Origin of the sequence: Halomonas sp. SS10-MC5, assembly GCF_015992245.1 — a bacterium.
GTDB classification, from domain to species: domain Bacteria; phylum Pseudomonadota; class Gammaproteobacteria; order Pseudomonadales; family Halomonadaceae; genus Halomonas; species Halomonas sulfidoxydans.
This window is the reverse complement of sequence record NZ_CP065435.1, coordinates 848,762-867,021: the sequence shown is the minus strand read 5'-3', so window position 1 is coordinate 867,021 and position 18,260 is coordinate 848,762. Positions and strand designations below refer to the sequence as shown.

10 protein-coding genes and 1 pseudogene are annotated in these 18,260 nt (G+C 61.4%); 1 reads left to right on the top strand and 10 read right to left on the bottom strand.

From position 1 onward, the window contains the following. The first annotated feature begins 3 nt into the window (after positions 1–3). Entirely contained in the window at positions 4–771 is a 768-nt protein-coding gene (locus tag I4484_RS04065) for a tetratricopeptide repeat protein (protein ID WP_197449745.1), read from the top strand. 52 nt (positions 772–823) lie between these two features. On the opposite strand, the gene I4484_RS04060 is transcribed toward I4484_RS04065, so the two are convergent. The 10 genes and pseudogenes from I4484_RS04060 to I4484_RS04020 all read right to left on the bottom strand — a co-directional run bounded on the left by I4484_RS04060 (position 824) and on the right by I4484_RS04020 (position 18,230). After that, positions 824–1,252, bottom strand: a complete 429-nt coding sequence (locus tag I4484_RS04060) for a hypothetical protein (protein WP_197449744.1) — start codon at positions 1,250–1,252, stop codon at positions 824–826. A 17-nt stretch (positions 1,253–1,269) separates the two neighbouring features. Next, entirely contained in the window at positions 1,270–2,619 is a 1,350-nt protein-coding gene (locus tag I4484_RS04055; RefSeq protein ID WP_197449743.1) for a type II and III secretion system protein family protein, read from the bottom strand. 44 nt (positions 2,620–2,663) lie between these two features. Beyond that, the gene (sctV, locus tag I4484_RS04050) at positions 2,664–4,871 is read right to left on the bottom strand and encodes a type III secretion system export apparatus subunit SctV (RefSeq protein ID WP_197449742.1); all 2,208 of its coding nucleotides are present in this window, start codon (positions 4,869–4,871) and stop codon (positions 2,664–2,666) included. Continuing rightward, a complete protein-coding gene (locus tag I4484_RS04045; protein WP_197449741.1) occupies positions 4,868–5,200 on the bottom strand; it encodes a M48 family metallopeptidase in 333 nt (110 codons plus the stop codon). The genes sctV and I4484_RS04045 overlap by 4 nt, the downstream gene beginning before the upstream one ends. Beyond that, complete coding sequence (locus I4484_RS04040; protein WP_197449740.1) at positions 5,197–5,595, bottom strand: hypothetical protein; 399 nt, start codon at positions 5,593–5,595, stop codon at positions 5,197–5,199. The genes I4484_RS04045 and I4484_RS04040 overlap by 4 nt, the downstream gene beginning before the upstream one ends. 37 nt (positions 5,596–5,632) lie before the next feature. Next, positions 5,633–6,259 carry an EscD/YscD/HrpQ family type III secretion system periplasmic domain-containing protein gene (locus tag I4484_RS20835; protein ID WP_234283598.1) on the bottom strand — a complete coding sequence of 209 codons (627 nt, stop codon included), beginning with the start codon at positions 6,257–6,259 and terminating at the stop codon, positions 5,633–5,635. A gap of 447 nt (positions 6,260–6,706) precedes the next feature. Next, a pseudogene (locus I4484_RS21020) lies at positions 6,707–6,847 on the bottom strand (FHA domain-containing protein); the annotation flags it as partial. A 150-nt stretch (positions 6,848–6,997) separates the two neighbouring features. Next, positions 6,998–7,198, bottom strand: a complete 201-nt coding sequence (locus I4484_RS04030) for a hypothetical protein (RefSeq protein WP_197449738.1) — start codon at positions 7,196–7,198, stop codon at positions 6,998–7,000. 463 nt (positions 7,199–7,661) lie between these two features. Beyond that, positions 7,662–9,230, bottom strand: a complete 1,569-nt coding sequence (locus I4484_RS04025; protein WP_197449737.1) for an SAM-dependent methyltransferase — start codon at positions 9,228–9,230, stop codon at positions 7,662–7,664. A gap of 30 nt (positions 9,231–9,260) precedes the next feature. Beyond that, positions 9,261–18,230 (bottom strand): LysM domain-containing protein, encoded by an 8,970-nt coding sequence (locus I4484_RS04020; RefSeq protein WP_197449736.1) that lies wholly within the window; start codon positions 18,228–18,230, stop codon positions 9,261–9,263. Positions 18,231–18,260: the final 30 nt, after the last annotated feature.

Sequence of the window (18,260 nt, the reverse complement as noted above, 5' to 3'; positions counted from 1 at the left end):
CGAATGCCCGCTATCCTGCTTTCCTGTCTGACACTCGGCGCCTGCTCGACCCCCGGCAGCGGCCTGGGCGGAGAGGAAGCCCGCCTGCTCAGCCTGGCGGACGACATCGGCCGGCGCGGCGACCACGCCACGGCCGCCGCCATGTACGAGCGAGCGGCGGAGCTGTCCGCCGACGACCCCCAGATCCATGTACGGCTCGGCAATGCTCGGCTCGATGCCGGCAACGCGGAAGCCGCCAAGACCTCCTTCCGCACCGCCCTGAGTCTCGATATCGAGAACACCGATGCCCTGCTGGGACTGGGCACGGCCCAGTTGCGCCTTGGCGAGGTCGAAAGTGCGGTACGCAACCTGCACAAGGCAGCCCCGGAAGTGAATACCCTGGCAGCCTGGAGCCACCTGGGCGCTGCCCACGCCCTGTTGGGCCAGGGTGAGTTGGCGCAGCACGCCTTCTCCCAGGCAGCGGCACTCTCGCCGCATAGCCCCGATGCCCTCACCAACCTGGCGCTGGCGCATTCGCTGGCCGGAGAGGACGAAGAGGCCATCGAGCTGATGCGTCGGGTCAACGACTCACCGCTGGCAGAGGAACGCCACTTCCGCAACATGGTGCTGGTGCTGGTGCTGGCCCAGGAGCTGGAGCAGGCCCACAGCATCGCACTGCCGGAGATGTCCCCCAGCCAGCGCCAATCGCTGATCGAGCAGGCTGCGCGCATCGGCGAGATAGCCGACCCCGCCGACCGGGCCCGCGCCATGGGCCTGGCCATGGCGCGATGACGCCTCCCCTGGGGCCAAGCGCCCCAGGGAAGCAGCAGTTGCAGGCTAACGTTCACAGATCCCCCGTGGTGGCGCTGCGGCTGGCGGAGCCACGCGCCTCCGACTCGAGCACGACACGGCGGCTGTTGGCACGCTCCCGGTCCTCCAGGCGTTCGCGAGCCGCTGCCGCTACTGGGGCGCCTCTTGCAGGCCCCATCGCACGTCCATGAAGCAGATCACCGGGGCGCTCGACCATGGCCTGGAGGTTGAGGTCGTTGGCGCAACCGGGCGGCAGGGGTACGATGCCGGCCTGGCCGGGTGACACCCGACAGGTATTGGGCGTGATGCTACTGCGCAGTGCCTCGGTATCACTCCCCGCGGGTTCACCCACCTGCCGATAGCCGGTCTCCCAGGAGATCGGCCCCATCGACGAGGCGCAGCCACTCAGCAGCAGCGCCAGGGGGAGAAGTCGCCAGGTTCGCCAGCCTGTGTGATAGCGCATGCCCTCGTTCTCCTTGTTCATTGCAGGTGGAAGCCGAAGGGGTCGTCACTCGCGACCCGGTAGGCACTGCTCGTATCGAGCCTTCCTTCGTCACCGGCGACCCGGGCATGATCCATCGGCAGCCGAACCGACGACGGCGCCGAGACGGGTTCGACGATATAGGGCGTGATCAGGATCACCAGTTCGGTCTCGTTGCGCTGGAAGCGCCGCGAGCGGAACAGGTTGCCGAGGACCGGGACATCGCCCAGCACCGGGACACGCTCGATGTTGTTGAAGGTGTCGCGCTGGAACAGGCCGGCGATGGCGAAGGTCTGGCCGCTGCCCACCTCCACCAGGGTGTCGGCGCGCCGGACCTGCAGCCCCGGCACGCTGATGCCCCCGACCTCCACGCTGCTGCCGGTCAGGCTGCTCACCTCAGGACGCACCTGCAGCGAGATGCGATCGTTGGGCAGCAGCACCGGCGTGAACAGCAGCGAGACGCCGAACTGCTTGTACTCAATGCCGACCAGGTCGCGATTGACCGGTACCGGAATCGGGATCTCGCCGCCGGCCAGGAAGCTGGCGGTTTCCCCGGTGACCGTGGTGATGTTGGGCTCGGCCAGGATCTGCAACAGGCCGTTCTCCTGCAGCGCCTGCAGCAGCCCATCGACGCTGTCCCCCCCCGCGCCCAGGGTGCCGAAGGTCATGCCGGCCTGGGAGCCGGGCAGCACACCCAGCGACAGGGAGCCGTTGTTGATCAGTGCGCTCCAGCTGACGCCGTACTGCAGCAGCTCCTCACGCGAGACTTCGGCAAAGCGCACGCGCAGGTTGATCTGGGTGCTGCCCTGGTAAGTGGTGGCATCCAGCGCTCGCCCCTCTTCCGGCGCGTGGCTCTCGAGCGTCGACTGGATGGCGATGGCACTATCGACGTCGGCGCTTTCCCCCTCCGCCACCAACTGATTGCCGGCCATGCGCAGCACGATCGGCGCCCCGCCCCCGGCCCCCTGCAGGGCCTGGTTGACCGCCTGGGCGCCATCACGCACCTGCAGGCGCATCGATGCCTGGGTACGCTCGTCCGCGCCCAGGACGATCAGGTTGGTATCGCCCTGGGCCTTGCCGAAGAGATAGATCACCCCTGGGGAGACGATCTGTACGTCGGCGATCTCGGGGTCGGCCACGAACACCGACTCGGCCGGTTCGCCGAAGCGCAGGATGCGCCCCTGTCCGGTCTCCAGCGTGAGCCCTTGTTCCCCGCCAGGATCGACATTCTGGGCATACGCGGAAGCCGCCAGCACGAGCCATGACAGCAGTGTTGTCAGGCAGCAGGCCAGATAGCGGAAGCGTACCGGGCCGAAGGAGGGAGGGAGAATCGAGGGTCTGGCTGCCATCGCAGTCACTGCTCCTTGATGGGGAGGGTTGTCGTTCGAGTCGTTCATTCCGCTTCACCCTTGGGCGCGCTGGCAGCCTCGCCATCGCCCCGCGAGTTCGCTTGCGGCAATCTGACTTGGGCCAGCGACTGGAGGCTGAACTCCGGCGCCACCTCGGACCAGGCGATCACTGGCAGATCCAGCTCGTGCCGCTTCGCCCACTGCTGCAGTACCGGACGCACATCGGCGGACACCACCACCACCGGCGACACGTCGCTGTCCAGCATCTCCAGGCGCTGCTGGAACCAGCGGTTCAAGGCGCGTGACAGCGCTGCCGGCACGCTGCCGCTCCTGGCAGCGCCATCGGCACTGCGCTGCGTCGCCCGGATGGCTTCCTCGAGCTGGCGGGTCACCACCCAGGCCGGCAGTACCCTATCGGCGCGGGCAAAGCGATGGCAGATCTGGCGCGAAAGGGCGGCCCGAATCCGCTCGGTCAACCGCGGCACGTTCGCTTCCTGGGGGCCCCAGGTCACCACTGCTTCGAGGATGGTGCGCAGCGCACGCAGCGGAATGCCTTCGTCCACCAGGCGGCGCAGGATGTCCGAGATCTTCTGCAGCGAGACCACGCGCACCGCCTCGCCCACCAGCTCCGCATAGTCCTGCTCCATGCGCGACAACAATGTGCGGGTCTCCTGGATGCCGACGAATTCGCCGGCATAGCGGGCCAGGGTGCGCTCCAGGCACAGGCACAACACCTGATCGGCCCTGCGATAGCCGATCCCGGCCTCATCCAGACGCTCGACCTCCTGCGCAGCCACCCAGTGCCCCGAGTGCCGACCCAACGGCGACGGATGCTCGGCGGCCTCGACCTCCAGCAGCTCCAGGTGCACGGGGTCGTCGTCGAGCAGCACCCGCTCGGCGGGAAGCTCCCCCTGCGTGATCGGGACTTCGTCGAGCTCGATGGCGAAATGATCGGCTTCCAGCGCCGCATCGGTGCGCAGGCCGACGCCCGGCATCTCGATTCCCAGGTTTGCCCCGGCACGGCGGCGCGCATCGTCAAGCTCCCAGCGCAGGGCATCGAGAGACAACCCATCGGCTAGCGAGACCGACAGGCACAGCACCACACGATGTGATCCACCCGCCTCCGGTGCAGTGTCAGCGTTCGGCGCGGGTTCCTCGTCAGCCGGCGTTGCCGCTTCCCTAGTGGGAGTGGGAGCGGCGCCAGCCGCCAGGGGTGCCGGGGAGGACAGCTCCCCGCTGGCATCAACCTGTGCCACCAGGCTGCGTTCCCGGCGATGCATGACGAAGGCTGCGAAACCCAACCCAGCCGCCAAGGTGAGGAACACCCCGGAAGCGAACCCCGGGATAAAGGCAGCGAAAAACAGGATGACGGCGGTCAATCCCAACGCCCGGGCACTCCTGCCGAGCTGGCCGACGATCTCGCTGCCCAGGTCACCGCTATGGCCGGAACTGGAACTGACCCGCGTCACGACGGTACCGGCGCCGACGGCGATCAGTAGCGCCGGGATCTGGGCCACGAGCCCGTCGCCGACCGTCAGCAACGAATAGGTGTCCACCGCCTCGCCGAACGACATGCCCCGCTTGACCATGCCGATCGACAGGCCGCCGATCAGGTTGACGCACAGGATCACCAGCCCGGCAATGGCATCGCCCTTGACGAACTTCATCGCACCGTCCATCGCTCCGTAGAGCTGGCTCTCCTGCTCCAGCCGCTGACGCCGGCTACGCGCCTCGGCCTGCTCGATATCGCCGTTGCGAAAGTCGTTGTCGATACTCATCTGCTTGCCCGGCATGGCATCGAGAATGAAGCGGGCGGCCACTTCGGCGACCCGCTCGGCGCCCTTGGTGATCACCAGGAACTGGGCCACGGTAATGATCAGGAATACCACCAGGCCGATCATTACCTCACCGGCAATGACGAAATTGCCGAACGCCGACACCATCTTCCCGGCATCGCCATCGAGCAGAATCAGCCGCGTGGTGGTGATGGAAAGCGCCAGGCGGAACAGCGTGGCCAGCAGGATGATGGGCGGCAGCGAGGAGTACTCGACCGGGTGCGAGATGTAGAACGCCACGACGAGGATCAGCAGGCTGAAACCGATGTTGATGCCGATCAGCGCATCCACCAACGTCGTCGGCAAGGGGATGATCATCATGACCACCGCCAGCACGATGAACAGCGCAATGACCACGTCGCTGCGTTGGGCAGCTCGCTGGGCAAGGAGATTGAGCTTTGCCAGGACCGCGCTCATGCATTCCCCCGCTGCTGCAGGTAATCGCGAAAACGACGTCGGGCTTCGTCCTTCTGCCCAGCCGCCCACAGTGCCCGGCTCTGCAGCAACACCAGACCGGGCGAGGCTCCCTGTAGCCGCTCGAGGTGTTCGATCGCGTCGAGCGCCCTCGAGGTGTCGCCCACCGCGATGAAGGCCCGGGCCAGCGTGTGCAGGATGCCGGCATGTTCGGGGGCGACATGCACCGCGATCAGCAGCAGCACCAGGCCGCGCTTCGTTTCGCCGCTCTTGAGATAAAGATGCCCCATCATGTGCAACAGCTCCGCCGCTCCCTGGTCGCCATCCCTCATGGCTCGAGCTCCTCGGCCTCGGCGCGTCGTTCGGCCCACTCCAGGCGCTGCGCGATTTCCTCATTGATCAGCTGCGCGGCCATCTCGACGACCTCGGCCTGCGTATCCATCTCGGGCAACACCGCATCGACCACGTGCTGCAGCAGTCCGATGCTGCGCTCATCGGCATAAAGCGAAGGGTCGCCGGCAACGGGCAGCGCCAGGCGCTCGATCTGCTCGCGCAGTGTGCCGCCTTGCTGGCGACGCGCCTGGCTGCCCTCCACCGCCCTGGCGAAATCGGCTTGTCGCTCCGGATCGACAGGCTTGCTGCCGCCGGCCTCGCCGACATGGGGCACCGTCCCGGCGCTGGAGCGAAGACGAGGATCGTCATGAATACGATCGGCGGTGACTCTCATGGCGTCGCCTCCATGGCAAGGGGCCGGCAGCGTTCCGCTACAGCGTCAGGGAGAATTCGTCGTTGCCACGGCGTACCGTGACGCGGTTGTCGGCGATCTCTGCCAGCACCCAACCCTCTTGCAGGGCGGCACCGGGATAGAGGCGTTCACCCCGGGGGCCAACGACATAGGGATTCTCACCGAACCACACCGCCTGGAACTGCAGGGCCGGCGAATCGGTCGACAGCTGCGGACGAGCTTCGCTGATCAGCAGTTGGCTACCGCCATAGTGCTGGTCGAACCAGAGCTGCACGTCGCGCCACTCGTCATAGCGTTCGGGTGGGAACTCGCCGGCCACGACCAGATGATTGCCGGCATCCCGGACCTGCAGCCCCTCCAGACCGACCTCGGCAAGCCGCTGGGCCAGCGCCTCGCCGGGTGGCGTATCGACGACCATCAGCGAGCGGGCCGCCTCGGCAGCCTGTGGATGCAACATGCCCGTGGTATGGAGCGCACTAGCCGAGATGCTGGCCCCTGCCGTGCCGACGCCAACGAGCTGGTAGATGCCAATGATCGCCAGGGTCGTGCAGAGCGCCGTCACCGCGGTGCTGCGACTGGCCAGGACACGCGTCGGCGACTGGCGCACCTGGGCCAGCCGGTGGCGCCAGTGCGCCGGGATCGGCACGCGACGCCATTGACGGGAAACGAAGCTTCCCAACGGCGCGAGCCAGGCACCGAGGCGCTGCCTTACAGGAGCAGTGGCTCGCTCGACGCGGGACCACAACCACACCAGCCTGACTTTAAGGATGAGGACCGCTGGCAAGGCGAAGCGCTGCAGGGCAACTCGCAAAGGGGCAAGCCGACGCCTCAGTGCTTCCCTTACTACGGGCACGCTCGCCTGCACACGACGCTGGAGCATGCCCACCCCTCGCTGGGCGCTCTGCAGGGCTGGCGGAAGCGACAGCTCAGGGCGCGAAAGTGCAAATTTCACGTCACCGACAACAAGGGTAACCGGCAAGGGCGTACGCCAACCGGTGCCTTGCGCCAGCAGTTTACCGTTGGCCTCGATAGCGCCACCGACCGCCTCGATGGCCACCATCCGCGCGTGAAAGCGCAGAATGACATGCTCAGCGGCAACGTCGGCATCGCTCAGTATTACGTCACAGCCGGTCGCGGAGCCGATACGACAGACCGGCTGTTCGAGTGGCACGGCCACTCCCGCATGAAGGCCGCTCCTTACTTCCAGGGTGGAGAACACCTCGGTCGTCGGCATCAATAACGAAGTCACGGAAGCCATGGATGCCACCTGTCATCAAATGCCACCATGCCCGGGCCCCATCCCGAGACATGACAGCAGCAATGCGCAGCTGAACTTCAAGCACGAACGGACGCTGGTGCCCCGCCAGCGTCCGTCGTGACCGCATCAATTGTTCGGGCGAGCCGCCCTGGCGGTATCGACCTCAGTGTTACCCTCGGTCTTGACCTTGCTGACCTCCATCGATTTCTTGGCGGCCTGGTCGAAGACGTTCTTCAACTCTTGGACGTCGATGCCACCGCCACCGGCACCACCAGCCCCGGGAACATCCCCGTTTTCTTTCTTTTCCTTGACCTTGAAGATCGCCATGCCATGTCTCCTTTTAGGATGGAAAATCTGAGCAGCGGCTACCTGGCTCCTCAACTCTTATCATCACGTCGAGAAAACAGAATTAGATCTCATGAGTGCCACTCCACCAAATCATAGACAAACGAACAGCCAGTGCAATGAAAAAAAGGAGGAAAAACGACTAAATGCTATTTATAAAGATGCGTGATATAAAAATATAAAGCATACTGAGAAATACAATAATGCTTCGCAATGAATTGTTAAAAATCTCCCTCAACCACACAAAAGCTACAGTTCAATTAAGTTTTCCATGCGCCATGAAATAAAGAAACTTTCTTTAGCCAATACTACTAAATTCAGAAAAAACCAGGCGCACAGAAATAAAGCTCTGAGAAAGTGCAGAAATTCGAAAAAATTCTGTAACGCCACCCTAGCCCATGGTGGCGACGTGCCCTCCGTACCCCTCCGAACAGCGACCCCTCTGCTATTGCTTAGCCTCACCAAGCAGGCAACCCTGTGCATATGGTCCACAGCTGGCGACGTTCCCGCCATGAACCAAGCGATTCTCCATCTCAGATGCCGAGAAAGGAGTAATTACGATGTATGTATCGTGAGCAGCACGCACCCTTAGGCCATCGGGCCAGAGGATACGACCATCCTCTCCGACACACCCACTACAGATTACTTTGCCCCGGCGGAACGACGACAAATTGACATCCATGTTGGGAAGACGCATGAAATGAACGTAGTATCCAGCCGGAAACTCTCCTCGCCGCGATATGTCATTCAGCGCCGGGATGTCACCAAGGCGATAGACATGAACTCCTTCTTTCTGTCGAACTGGCGCCTCCCCAGAAAGAAGTCCTTTCTGGTCGTTGCTTTTGTCAGGGCATGAAATCTGGCGTGTTTTTCTCTGAACCAATGCAAAGAAATTGGAATAATCCTTTCCCAACAGCCTCAAGCCTCTATTTCGCTTGATGGAATCTTTCTCTCTACGCAGGCTTTCCCTCAATCCATACGCCTGAAGAAATACAGGCTGGGCATATACCCCCTGAGGCGCTTTAGTGGTAGCTATGGGTTCCAGCCCTTCACCAGCTCCGACCTTGGAAAGGATAATGGGATCGACATGGGAAGTCATGTCGACCACACCGGGATATTGGTACCCTATCTCCAAGGGATACTGCTCCCAGTCAAAGACGGTATAGGGGGCCTTCCTGATGGCGCCCGGCCCTCCGTAGTCGAAAGTCAGCACATAGCCCTCATCGAGAGCCATTCCTAGCTCGCGCATCCAGTGTATGGCCCTGATATTGACCGTCAGCCGCTCGCCCTCTGGCTGTGCAGCGATCGGGAACACCTTATTCAGGTCCATAAGCACGGCGGCGAGAGCCGCACTCGGCGATCGCTCCTCTTCGCTGAAGTTCCCATGCGAATCGACGGTGACGTAAATTTCGTTGAGCTCCCCATGCCGAACCACGGCACGGTGCACCGGAAAGGCATCAGGGAGTTCGTTGGAGAGAAACACGCCTCGAACCTTCCGCAACGGCAAACTATCTGCGCTTGCGTGAATCCAGCGGACCCGCGGCCGCCCCGCCAGGACGCGCTGTTGACGCACGATCAAGGCACGGCTGCGCTCGACAATCGTATAGCGAAGAGCGTCATGAAGCTCGATATGCTCGATCTTCAAGGTTTCGATGATGTCGCGAGCCAGTGTCCCATTACCAGCCCCCATCTCAATCACATCAAAGCGCCCGGGACGGCCCATTGCCGTATGCATATCGACCAGCGCTTTCGCAAGCGTACGGCCAAAGTAACGGCTTCGCTCCGGTGCCGTGACAAAATCGTCGTTGCTCGCATTGCCGATCGAAACGACTCCCGAATTGTAATACCCCCCTTCACCATCGAGCCCATAGAGAGAGCGATCCATGAACTCGGCAAAGGGAATTCCCCCTCTCGCCCTGACATACTCGATCAACCCCCCGACAAAGCGAGGATCGAGCCGTAACCCCAGCGCCGGATATGGATCCGCTTGACTATTGGCAACGGGTGAGTTCATCAATCGCTCTTCCAAGTGGTCTCGATAGCGCTAAGCCATCTCCCGTTTTGGCAGATAGACCCTGTCCCCAGGCTGCAGAGCACTGGGATCAGCGATATGGCCCAGGTTGAGCTCTACCACTTCTGCGACATCGTGCCCCCGGCTGATGGCAATGCCTCCCAGCGACAAGTGTGACTCGACCTCAACCCAGTCATGTCCCTGATCCTCGAGAGCCGGGTTGGTGCGCCGTTGAATGTCTGCGGTGTGGGTAGAAGGTCTCCAAGACCGGGCAGACCAGTGCTCGTGCTCTTCTTCATGACGCCCCCCTCCATCATTTGGCTGCTGAGTCGGCTCCGGACTTAGCGAGGTAAACTCCTGTTCCGACCGCCCCGACACATCTTCCGTGGCAGGAGAGTCTCCGGATTCTTCATCATCTTCGAGATCCGCAATCAACCACTCCCAATCCGGCAGCAATTCCTTGTCTTCCAGATAATCACGCAAATCAATCAAAGCACCAGGAATTAACATGCCTCCGGCGAGTGTCAAGCCCACGCCAGCCCAGATACGATTCCCATCCGCTGCCAAGCGGTTGTCATCGGTCAAGCGGCGGAATGGCCCATGACGCACATCCGCATCCCTCCAGTTGAGCCGCCTGCTCGCAAGATCGATGAAGTACATCTGCATGAGAGTGCCACCCGCCAGGGCCGTGCCCGCAAGATGATTGCCTTGCATGAATTGGTTGTAAGCTTCGGTGCCGGTCAATGCCGCCATGGGGATGGTGGTCATTGGATACAGCAACCGAATCGGCCAGGATCTGCTGGGATCCTGGCCTCCTTTCCATGCCTGCACCATGGAAATGGCATCATCACGCAGTCCCTTGATACCGTAATAGGACAGACCAATCTGGAAAGGGAGTGCGGCCAGATGGACTCCGGCAGCGAACCAGTGGCCGTTGGCAATGGCATCTCCAGCAGAGTACATGGTGTATGCGGCCCATGGCGGCGTCATGATGCCGTAGAAGTACGACCCAGTAGCCGTGCTGGTACCGGTCAACTTGTTGATCAGTGGCAGGGATTTCAGATCAACACGCGCCAGCCCCGTACCCACCTTGACCGCTGCGCTACCGGCGAGAACGACGTTGGCGGCAAGAAAGCCTGCCAACCCGAGGTTGCCGGTAACGTCTAGCAGGTTAGTGCTAAAGAGCTCTCCGTTACTCCATTGATTCTGAAGATACTGCCAGGACACCACATCATTGACCAAGTGTGTCGCTAATATGCTGCTATTGAATATCACTCCCCTCACGGTGCGGGGATCCAGTGGGTTAACGGTCAGGGCCTCCGCCCCAGCGACTCTTTTCAGCTGCTCTCGATAAAGACTGGCCGATTGTCTGAGTGCTAGCATCCTGGCATCTTCCGTCCAACCCCGCTGTGCACTCGCTTGATTAACGTGCAGTTCCTGCAGCAGTTGGTAGCGTGCCCAAAATTCCTCCGTCACGGTGCCGATTCTCGCGACCTGCTCCTTGCTGAGATTCAGGGCCCTACGAGAGGCTATGATGCGACTGGCTTCCCAGTTGAGCAGTTCCGCCGTGACCTCGCCTCGTTCAAGTGCCTCGTGATTAATTCTGATCTTTTCGTCGAAACGAGCCTTGAAGAAATTGAGGGTTCCCCGCGTCACGAAACCCAATCCGTTGAGGAGAAGTGCGGGAGACTCCGGAGAGGCCGCACGATTAAGCACATCGCCGGTCCAGCCATGGGCAGCAGCACTATGTCCCCCGAACAGGGAACCTCCCACCAAGGCAGTTGCAAGGCCTCGGGCCGTGCGGCGACGCGCTGGCGAACTATCATTACCCGTAGCGTGCGCAGGTGTGGCGTGGACCTGGCCGCTCCCGTGAGAGCCGGCTACCAAAGAGACCCTCACATAAGGACCGTTTGGCAGCTTGGCCACATCCTCCGGGGCCAAGGCCTGCTCGAGTACGCTGCGACGCACCAAGGTAGTCTCGGGAAGCGCCTGCTTCTTCGCTTTACGGTCATAGGGCGAGTGCCAAATCTTTCGAGAGGATTCTCCTACGACTGACGTCCAGCCATCTCCCAGACCGTGTATCTGTACGACCGGGCCTTGGGGGCCCCCGCTGACGGATACCCTACCACTCGCTGGTGTCGATGGAGATGGTGTCGCATTTTGCTGTGTCAGGTGTGCCGTCTGGGGTGGCGTCGTACCTTGTTGCCGTGCATTAGGCGCCGCATTAGGTGTTGCCGTTGACGGTTGACCCGCCGACACGGTAGACGACACACTCCAGAGCCCATTGCCACTATAGACGGCGAAGGGCAGGCCTCCTCCCTGTATCTGCGCCCTGGTCTCGGTGACACGGTCACTGCTTACGACGATGAAGATATCGCCATTCTTAGCGGTCACCTCACGAGGAGAGGCTCCACTACCCGTAGCATCCTCGATTCGTACCGTCTGCCGCCCATTCCCTTGGTCATGCAAGGAAAGAGTGACTGGCTGCCCCTTCTGGCTCGAGGGCCAACGGAGATGTCCGTTCTCATCAATGCGACCACTCTTGGGCACGGTGCCGCCATCGATAAAATATGTGGCGTCGTCGAGCCCGGTATTGGATGAGCGAACGATATGAACATAGTGATCCGCCGGTAGAGTGCCATCACTCGATGCTTGATTTAGTGCATCCAGATCGCCGAGTCGATAAAGCCTCGCGAGCCCCTGCGGTGGCGTTGCGGTCTGCTGCGCACTAGGCACGTGGTTTTGGGATGCGCCCCGCATCCAGGGCATGACGAAGGCTTCGCCAGTTTCCGGATCTCGGTAGAGGATGTGGGTCTTATGTTGCACACCCGCCTCGTCTCCTCGTGGTCGAGGACCGATGTCGGGCTGTATGTAGATATTCGAGACATCCTTAGGCGGGTGGCCAAGAACCCTTGGAGTGAAATGGTCGTGAGCAGGAAATTGCGCTGTCAGGTCTCGCTCCGTTTTTGGATCGAACCCCCGAACCGCCTGACTTCCTTGCAGCGCTTCCGCACTGAGATATGCCGGAAGCCTGGCAGGGTCCTTGAAGCCAGGGTTATAGACAGGAGGACCAACGTAGTTACCCTCGGAATCAACACGCCGGGCAGACAAGATGTCTTGCCCGGCTATACCTTGCGAAAACCTGACCTCATAATCATTGATATCGGCTTCCCGCTGAGGCGTAGTCTTATTCTTCGGCCTGGCAGGTAGCGACTGAAATATCTCACCATCTGATACGTCACTAATTATTGTATAAACCCATGTATCGCTATCACTCGCTCTCTCGCTTGCCCACCACCGAGCCTTTCTCGCTGACAGGCTGGTAGAGACGCCTCCGTGAGGATCGGATGGGTTTCTTGGCTGGAAGCCGGGCAAGAAAATCACGTCTGGACCACGCGTATCTCCGCGAAAAACAGCTGTTGCCTCCGTATGGCTTGGCGTTACCTCACCCATGAGACCAGCCAATCTAGGCCTGATCACGGTAGGCTCCAACAGAGCCATTGCCGTATTCTTCAGCAGCACTAATCGTGACCGTTCATGCCACTCGTCAAAACTTAACTTCCTTGTTGGATTCGGAGGATCTGGCCAGGCCTTTAGTTGTTCGGGTGAGAGCAGCAATAGATGCCACGGCTCGATATTTAGTCGCTCCTTCCCGCTCAGTGCTGCTATTTCTTCAGGTGAAAGAGACTTCAGGGCCGCAGCTGCCTGAACATCGGCATCATTGACCCAAGGCGGAAGTCCCTGTTCCTCACGGATGGCGGCTGCCCCCTGATTCTCTTTCTTGGACCAGAAGGGAATTCTAAAGATACCTCGGTCATCCCCTCGCACGGGGTTCTGCTGGACGAAATCCCACATGAAATCCCGGAACCGTGTAAGGCTGCTTTTCCTTGCACCGGTATCATGGTTATTCTGGTAAGAAGCAGATATTCCCTCCCCTTGCGGTAAGGTAGGAGGCGCTTGCTCCCTCGCCCCCCCCTGATTCGGCCACGAGGCCCGCAGCCCCAGGTACCCCATGCCGGTCCCGAAGGTACCGCTGGCAACCCCCATCACCGCCTCGGTCAGTTCGAGACCTGACATTTCTTCCCAGTGCATTACGAGGTTGTAGCCGGAGTGGCCCAGTAGCGGTGCGCCGATGCCCATGGCGCCCACGTCTGACCAGCGCGCCGCCGCAAAGACACCGCCCGGCTGCGAGAGCATCTGCGATGCATAGGCGTAGTCCGGTGAATAGTGCGGATGTGTCGGATTCAGTCGGCGGGCATTGAACGCCCCAATGCTGGTGCGCGCCGCCACCGTTCCCTCGACTCCGCGTGCTGTCATTCCGGCAAAACGCAAGCCGCTCGATGCCATCGGCAGCACGGACGTCGCCAGCATGGCGCCTTGCATCAGGCCTTCCGCACTCGCCCAGGAGCGGCCATGGCGTTTCATATTGGCCAGGTTGTCAATGCTACGCGCGGCAAAGTAAGCCCCTCCTGCGTAGGCAAGAGGGGCAGCTATGGGCGCCGCTGGGGTAAAGGACAGCAGAGTGGCAACTCCGGTACCGATGCCTATCACCGGGTCGAGCCACTCTTCGGTGAAGCTCTTCTCGCGGGCCTGCTGCCACTCGTACTGAATGTCGCCGCTGATATCGGCGATCTCGGCGAAGTTCTCCGGTACATAGACCTGGCCATCTTCGGACAGGTAATTGTTGTACTGGAAGTCCGCGAAGTTGCGATAGCGGCTGCCACTGTCATCGATGAGCCAAGGGTGGGTATCGTCTTCGCCCATGCGGAACAGGGCTGTATCGTAAGTGGAGCCACTCTCCTGATAGAGAATCGGGATGATCTCGACCTCGTCTCCCTTATCGCCAAGCTCACGGATTTGGTCGGCCACCGGGTCGATCAGTTCAGCGTCGTCCGTCCCGAGCACCGCGCTCAGGTTTTCGTCCAGCTCCTCGTCGATGGTGATGACACGCTCCTCCGGCAGGTTGTCCAAACCCGCCTCGACACGCGCCTCATCGGCCTCCTGATCCCTGAATGCCGTGACAATCTCCGGCGAGTTGTCCGGATCGAGGCGATGCGCCTCCTCCTGTTCCAGCAGGTGCGCGTTGAACCGACTGGCCCTCTCAATGTTTAGTCGGTAGTCAGCGTTCTCGTCCAAAGCCTCTCCTAGGACCTTTGCCTCCTTTTCAAGGAGGTCCTGTTCATTGGCGAGATCCAACTCCGGATGCTGTTCCTTCCAGTCTTCCGGCGCTTTCTCCATGAACGAGATGCCGGCCCGCATGATGCCCAACTGAGTGAGGATTCGCGTTTCGCGACTATTGGAGAGGTGCTGCTGGGCTTCGAGATATCCTCCCTCCAGTTCGAGGTAGTCATTCTTCCACTGCCAGGATTCTGCGGGCCCTGGCCCTTCCTGTGCCGGCCCGGCCGAGGTCCCGCCGTCGAGCAGTTGCCAGGTCGACGGCTGGGCAGCACGATAGGCCTCCATTCGTGCGTGCCACTCCCCCGCCTCGAGAGAGTCACGCTGCTCCTCGAGCAGCACCAATTCCTCCTGCGCCGCCGCCACTTCGGGATGCACCCAGCGCATCCCCTCTCCCATCTCTTCATTGATGATCGGCACCAGCACCGGATCCACGTCATCGGGCAGGGAGCCGCTGAGCTTCTCCGTCCCGCCAAGGCCATACTCCTCGACGGTATCGTCATAGGATGTCTGAGCCTCCGCTACGGCCGTCCTGGCATCCTCCAGGCTGCCTTCGGCGATCCAGTCCGCCCACTGCCGATCGAGCTGCTGCTCTGCCTTGGTACGCTCCATCCACTCCGGAGCTTCACCGGGGGTATAGGTCAGCTCATCTTCCAGTGTGTAGTTTTCGTAGACGATGGTCAGATGGAGCTGGCCGTCCTCGACAGTGACAGTGACGTCGTTCTCGCTGAACCGTCCTGCAGACTGCATGCGACCCTCTCCTCGAGGATCGCGGCTCGCATCATAGTAGCGGTAGTTGTCGCCGAAGCGCTCCGGGTGCCGTTCCCGATAGGCCTCGAGTGCCGCCTCCTCGAGACGCGAATATTCCGCCAGCCGCTCCTCGGCATCGTTCAATACCTCGTGGGCTGCGGCCACCTCCGGGTGCACGTACCAGGTTTCACCGTCTCGCTCGATCGGTACAGTATCCTCACCGTCAGACACCAGCGAGCCTTCCCCGAGCCGTTCCTCAGCATCGTCGAGGGTCTGCTGAGCATTGGCAATCTCACCATTCTCGCCCTCGAGACTCTCGCGCTGTTCAGCGAACTGCTCGGCGCGCATCTCCTGATAGTCTTCCTTCGCCTCGTTATAGCGCTCAGTAACATCGACCAAGCCGTCTGCCGAGGCATTCCGCTCCCTTTTCCAGTGCGCCCAGTCCCCATCTACCTGTTGCTGCGCGTCAGTACGACCGGACTCTCCTGGGGCATAGGTCAGTTGGATCTCAACCTCCTCGGAGGCATAGGTATTCACCAGCCAGAGCTGCCCATCACGCTCGATAACGCTCTGCGCCATCAACTCGCCGGTATGCCTGTCCCGAGTGCTTCGCCCCCCTCGCCCCCGAGACGTCACTTCATATTCGTATCCGCCTTCCTCGAAATAGTGCGGGTTCTCTTCACGTTCGGCAGCGAGCGCGTCCTGCTTGATATCGGCCAACTCGAGGGAGTCGCCCCCACGCATCAGCTCATCCCACTCACGGTCTAGCCCACGCGCCCGATCAGGGCGCTCCCTTGGCGCGTCGCCCGGGGCATAAGTGAGCGGGACTTCAACCTCCTCGTCCATGTTCTCGTAGGTGTTGACCAAATAGAGCTGGCCATCCCGCTCGATAATTTCCTGATTCTCCAGCTCGCCTGTATGTTCTGTCTTCGAGCCGGCCCGGCCGCGGCTCACGGTATATTCGTAACCATCCTCATCGAAATACCGTGCATACTCCTCGTCCTCTTCATAGAGCTTGACGAGGCGCTCCTCGATGTCCTCCGCTTCCTCTTGCAGTTCTTGCCACTCGCGCTCGGCATCGAGGTACTCGATCCACGTGGTGACCTCCTCCAGCCGTTCCTGTGCCTCTTCCAGAGCGCTATCCGGATCCGGCAGTTCCCAGTAGACACCATGAGCCTCACCCGCGGCGTTGAGGCGTTCAAGGGCATTGTTCCAGGCCTCCTCGTGCTCCGGGTCCAGGGCGTAGACATCCAGCTCCGCTTGTCTTTGCAGGACGCCGGTCATTGCCTCGTCACGGGCACGACGTGCCGCCTCCTCCGCTTCGACCGCCTCGACGAGCTCGGCATCCACCCAAACCCATACCCCGTTGCGCCGCACTGCCTCCCACTCCCCGCCGGAGGGCGCCGCCTCGTCCGGTGGCGTACCGGGATTATCGCCAGCCGCATCGGAGGCGGGTTTGATGACCTCGTCCGCGTCACCTTCGTCCCCGAGGATCTCGTCGATGGCGGCTTGGGTCTCCTCCTCCAATCCGGCGAGCTCGTCTTCCAGCTCCTCGATGCGGGCCAGTTCCTCGCTACCCAGCAGGATACTCTCGAGAATTCCCTGGAGGGCCTGCTCCTCGTCCGAGTCGCCGTCCAGCCCCATCAACAGCTCGGTGAGCGATTCCTCCTGCGTCGCGGGTTCGATATCGACTTCCAGGCCATCCTCGTCGCGCCGCAGTGTCATGCTCCCATCCGGCGAGGTGGTCAGGGTATAACCGTTGTCGGTCACCTCGACCGTCGTCTGCGTGGCACCCTCGATGATCACCGTCTCGCCTTCGTGGATGACGTTGGGGTCGCGAGGCGAATCGAAGAGTTCAGGGTTACTCTCCTCGAGTTCCTCCAGCGTCACACCGTAGCGTTCGGCAATGGCGATCAGATAGTCACCATCCTGGACTTCATACTCGATGGCTTCTCCATTGTTCTCCGCCACCGTGGTCGTCTTGGTTTCACGTCCGTCCGCATCGATCACGGTTTCGATCACCGTGCCGTTGCCATATTCGGTCCGGTTGACCTCGTTGCCCTCGGCGTCGATATAAACTGAAGAGGTTCCGGTACCTCGCCCGGAGCTGTAACTCGCAATCACCTCTTCACCATCTTCAGCATCGACGATTCTAGTGGTGTATTGCTCCCCACCATTGGCCAGCTCATTGGTCTCGAACTCGACCGCATAGCCGGCAGCCGCGAGCTGGGCGATCACTTGCTCGCGGGTCAGCCCCCGCTCCTCGGCAATCTGGTCGAGGCCCTTGCCCTCGGAGACGTCCTCGGCGATCCCGTCGATCCCCTCCCGGGTCGTCTCCTGGCCCTCTTCCAGTATCGTGCGATTGCCCTCGTCATCAATGACGACCCTGACGGTGTCACCATCCTCATTGGTAAAAGTTTCGACTGCGCCACCATTCGCCAGCTCGACTTCTTCGTACTCCGCCAGGGTGTCATTCGTTTCCGGATCGGTGATGACAGTGGTACGCCCCGTTTCGCCCTCGGGCTCCGTCGTCTCGACTTCCAACCCAGCGGCTTCCAGCTGTTCGACCAGTTCCTGTCGGCTCAGCCCCTGCTCCTCGGCAATCAGTTCGAGGCTCTTGCCCGACGAAACGTCGTCGACGATTCCCTCCGCCGCCTCAGCAGCGGCGTTGTCGTCGGTCTCGACATTGTCCACCGGCTCGACCGTATGCACGTTCTGGAAGGGGTCCTCGCCTCCTTCCGGGGCAAGGTTTTCCGGCGCCAAGTCCGGAAACAGATATGGTTCGTCCTGGTTGAGGTCCGGAAGCAGCGCCAATGATTCCAGGTATGCCGGTGAATAAACGCCATAGCCCGGGAAAGACGCGCTGTTCGTGGCCTGAACCGGATGAAAGGTTGTGCCAGCGTTCCATTGCGGTGTCGTCACGCTCTGCTGCGGCGTGAACGCCGCCGGGCTGGGCGGGCGCGGCTTGGCTGCAGCCCTGACAATCGCATTGGCAAAGATCGACTCACTCCCGGTCGAGGCCTTGGCGGCCAACCGAAATATACTGCTAAGCCTCACCATTGTTGTTCTCTCCTCCATGACGAGGACACAAGCTGTGGGTCACGCTAT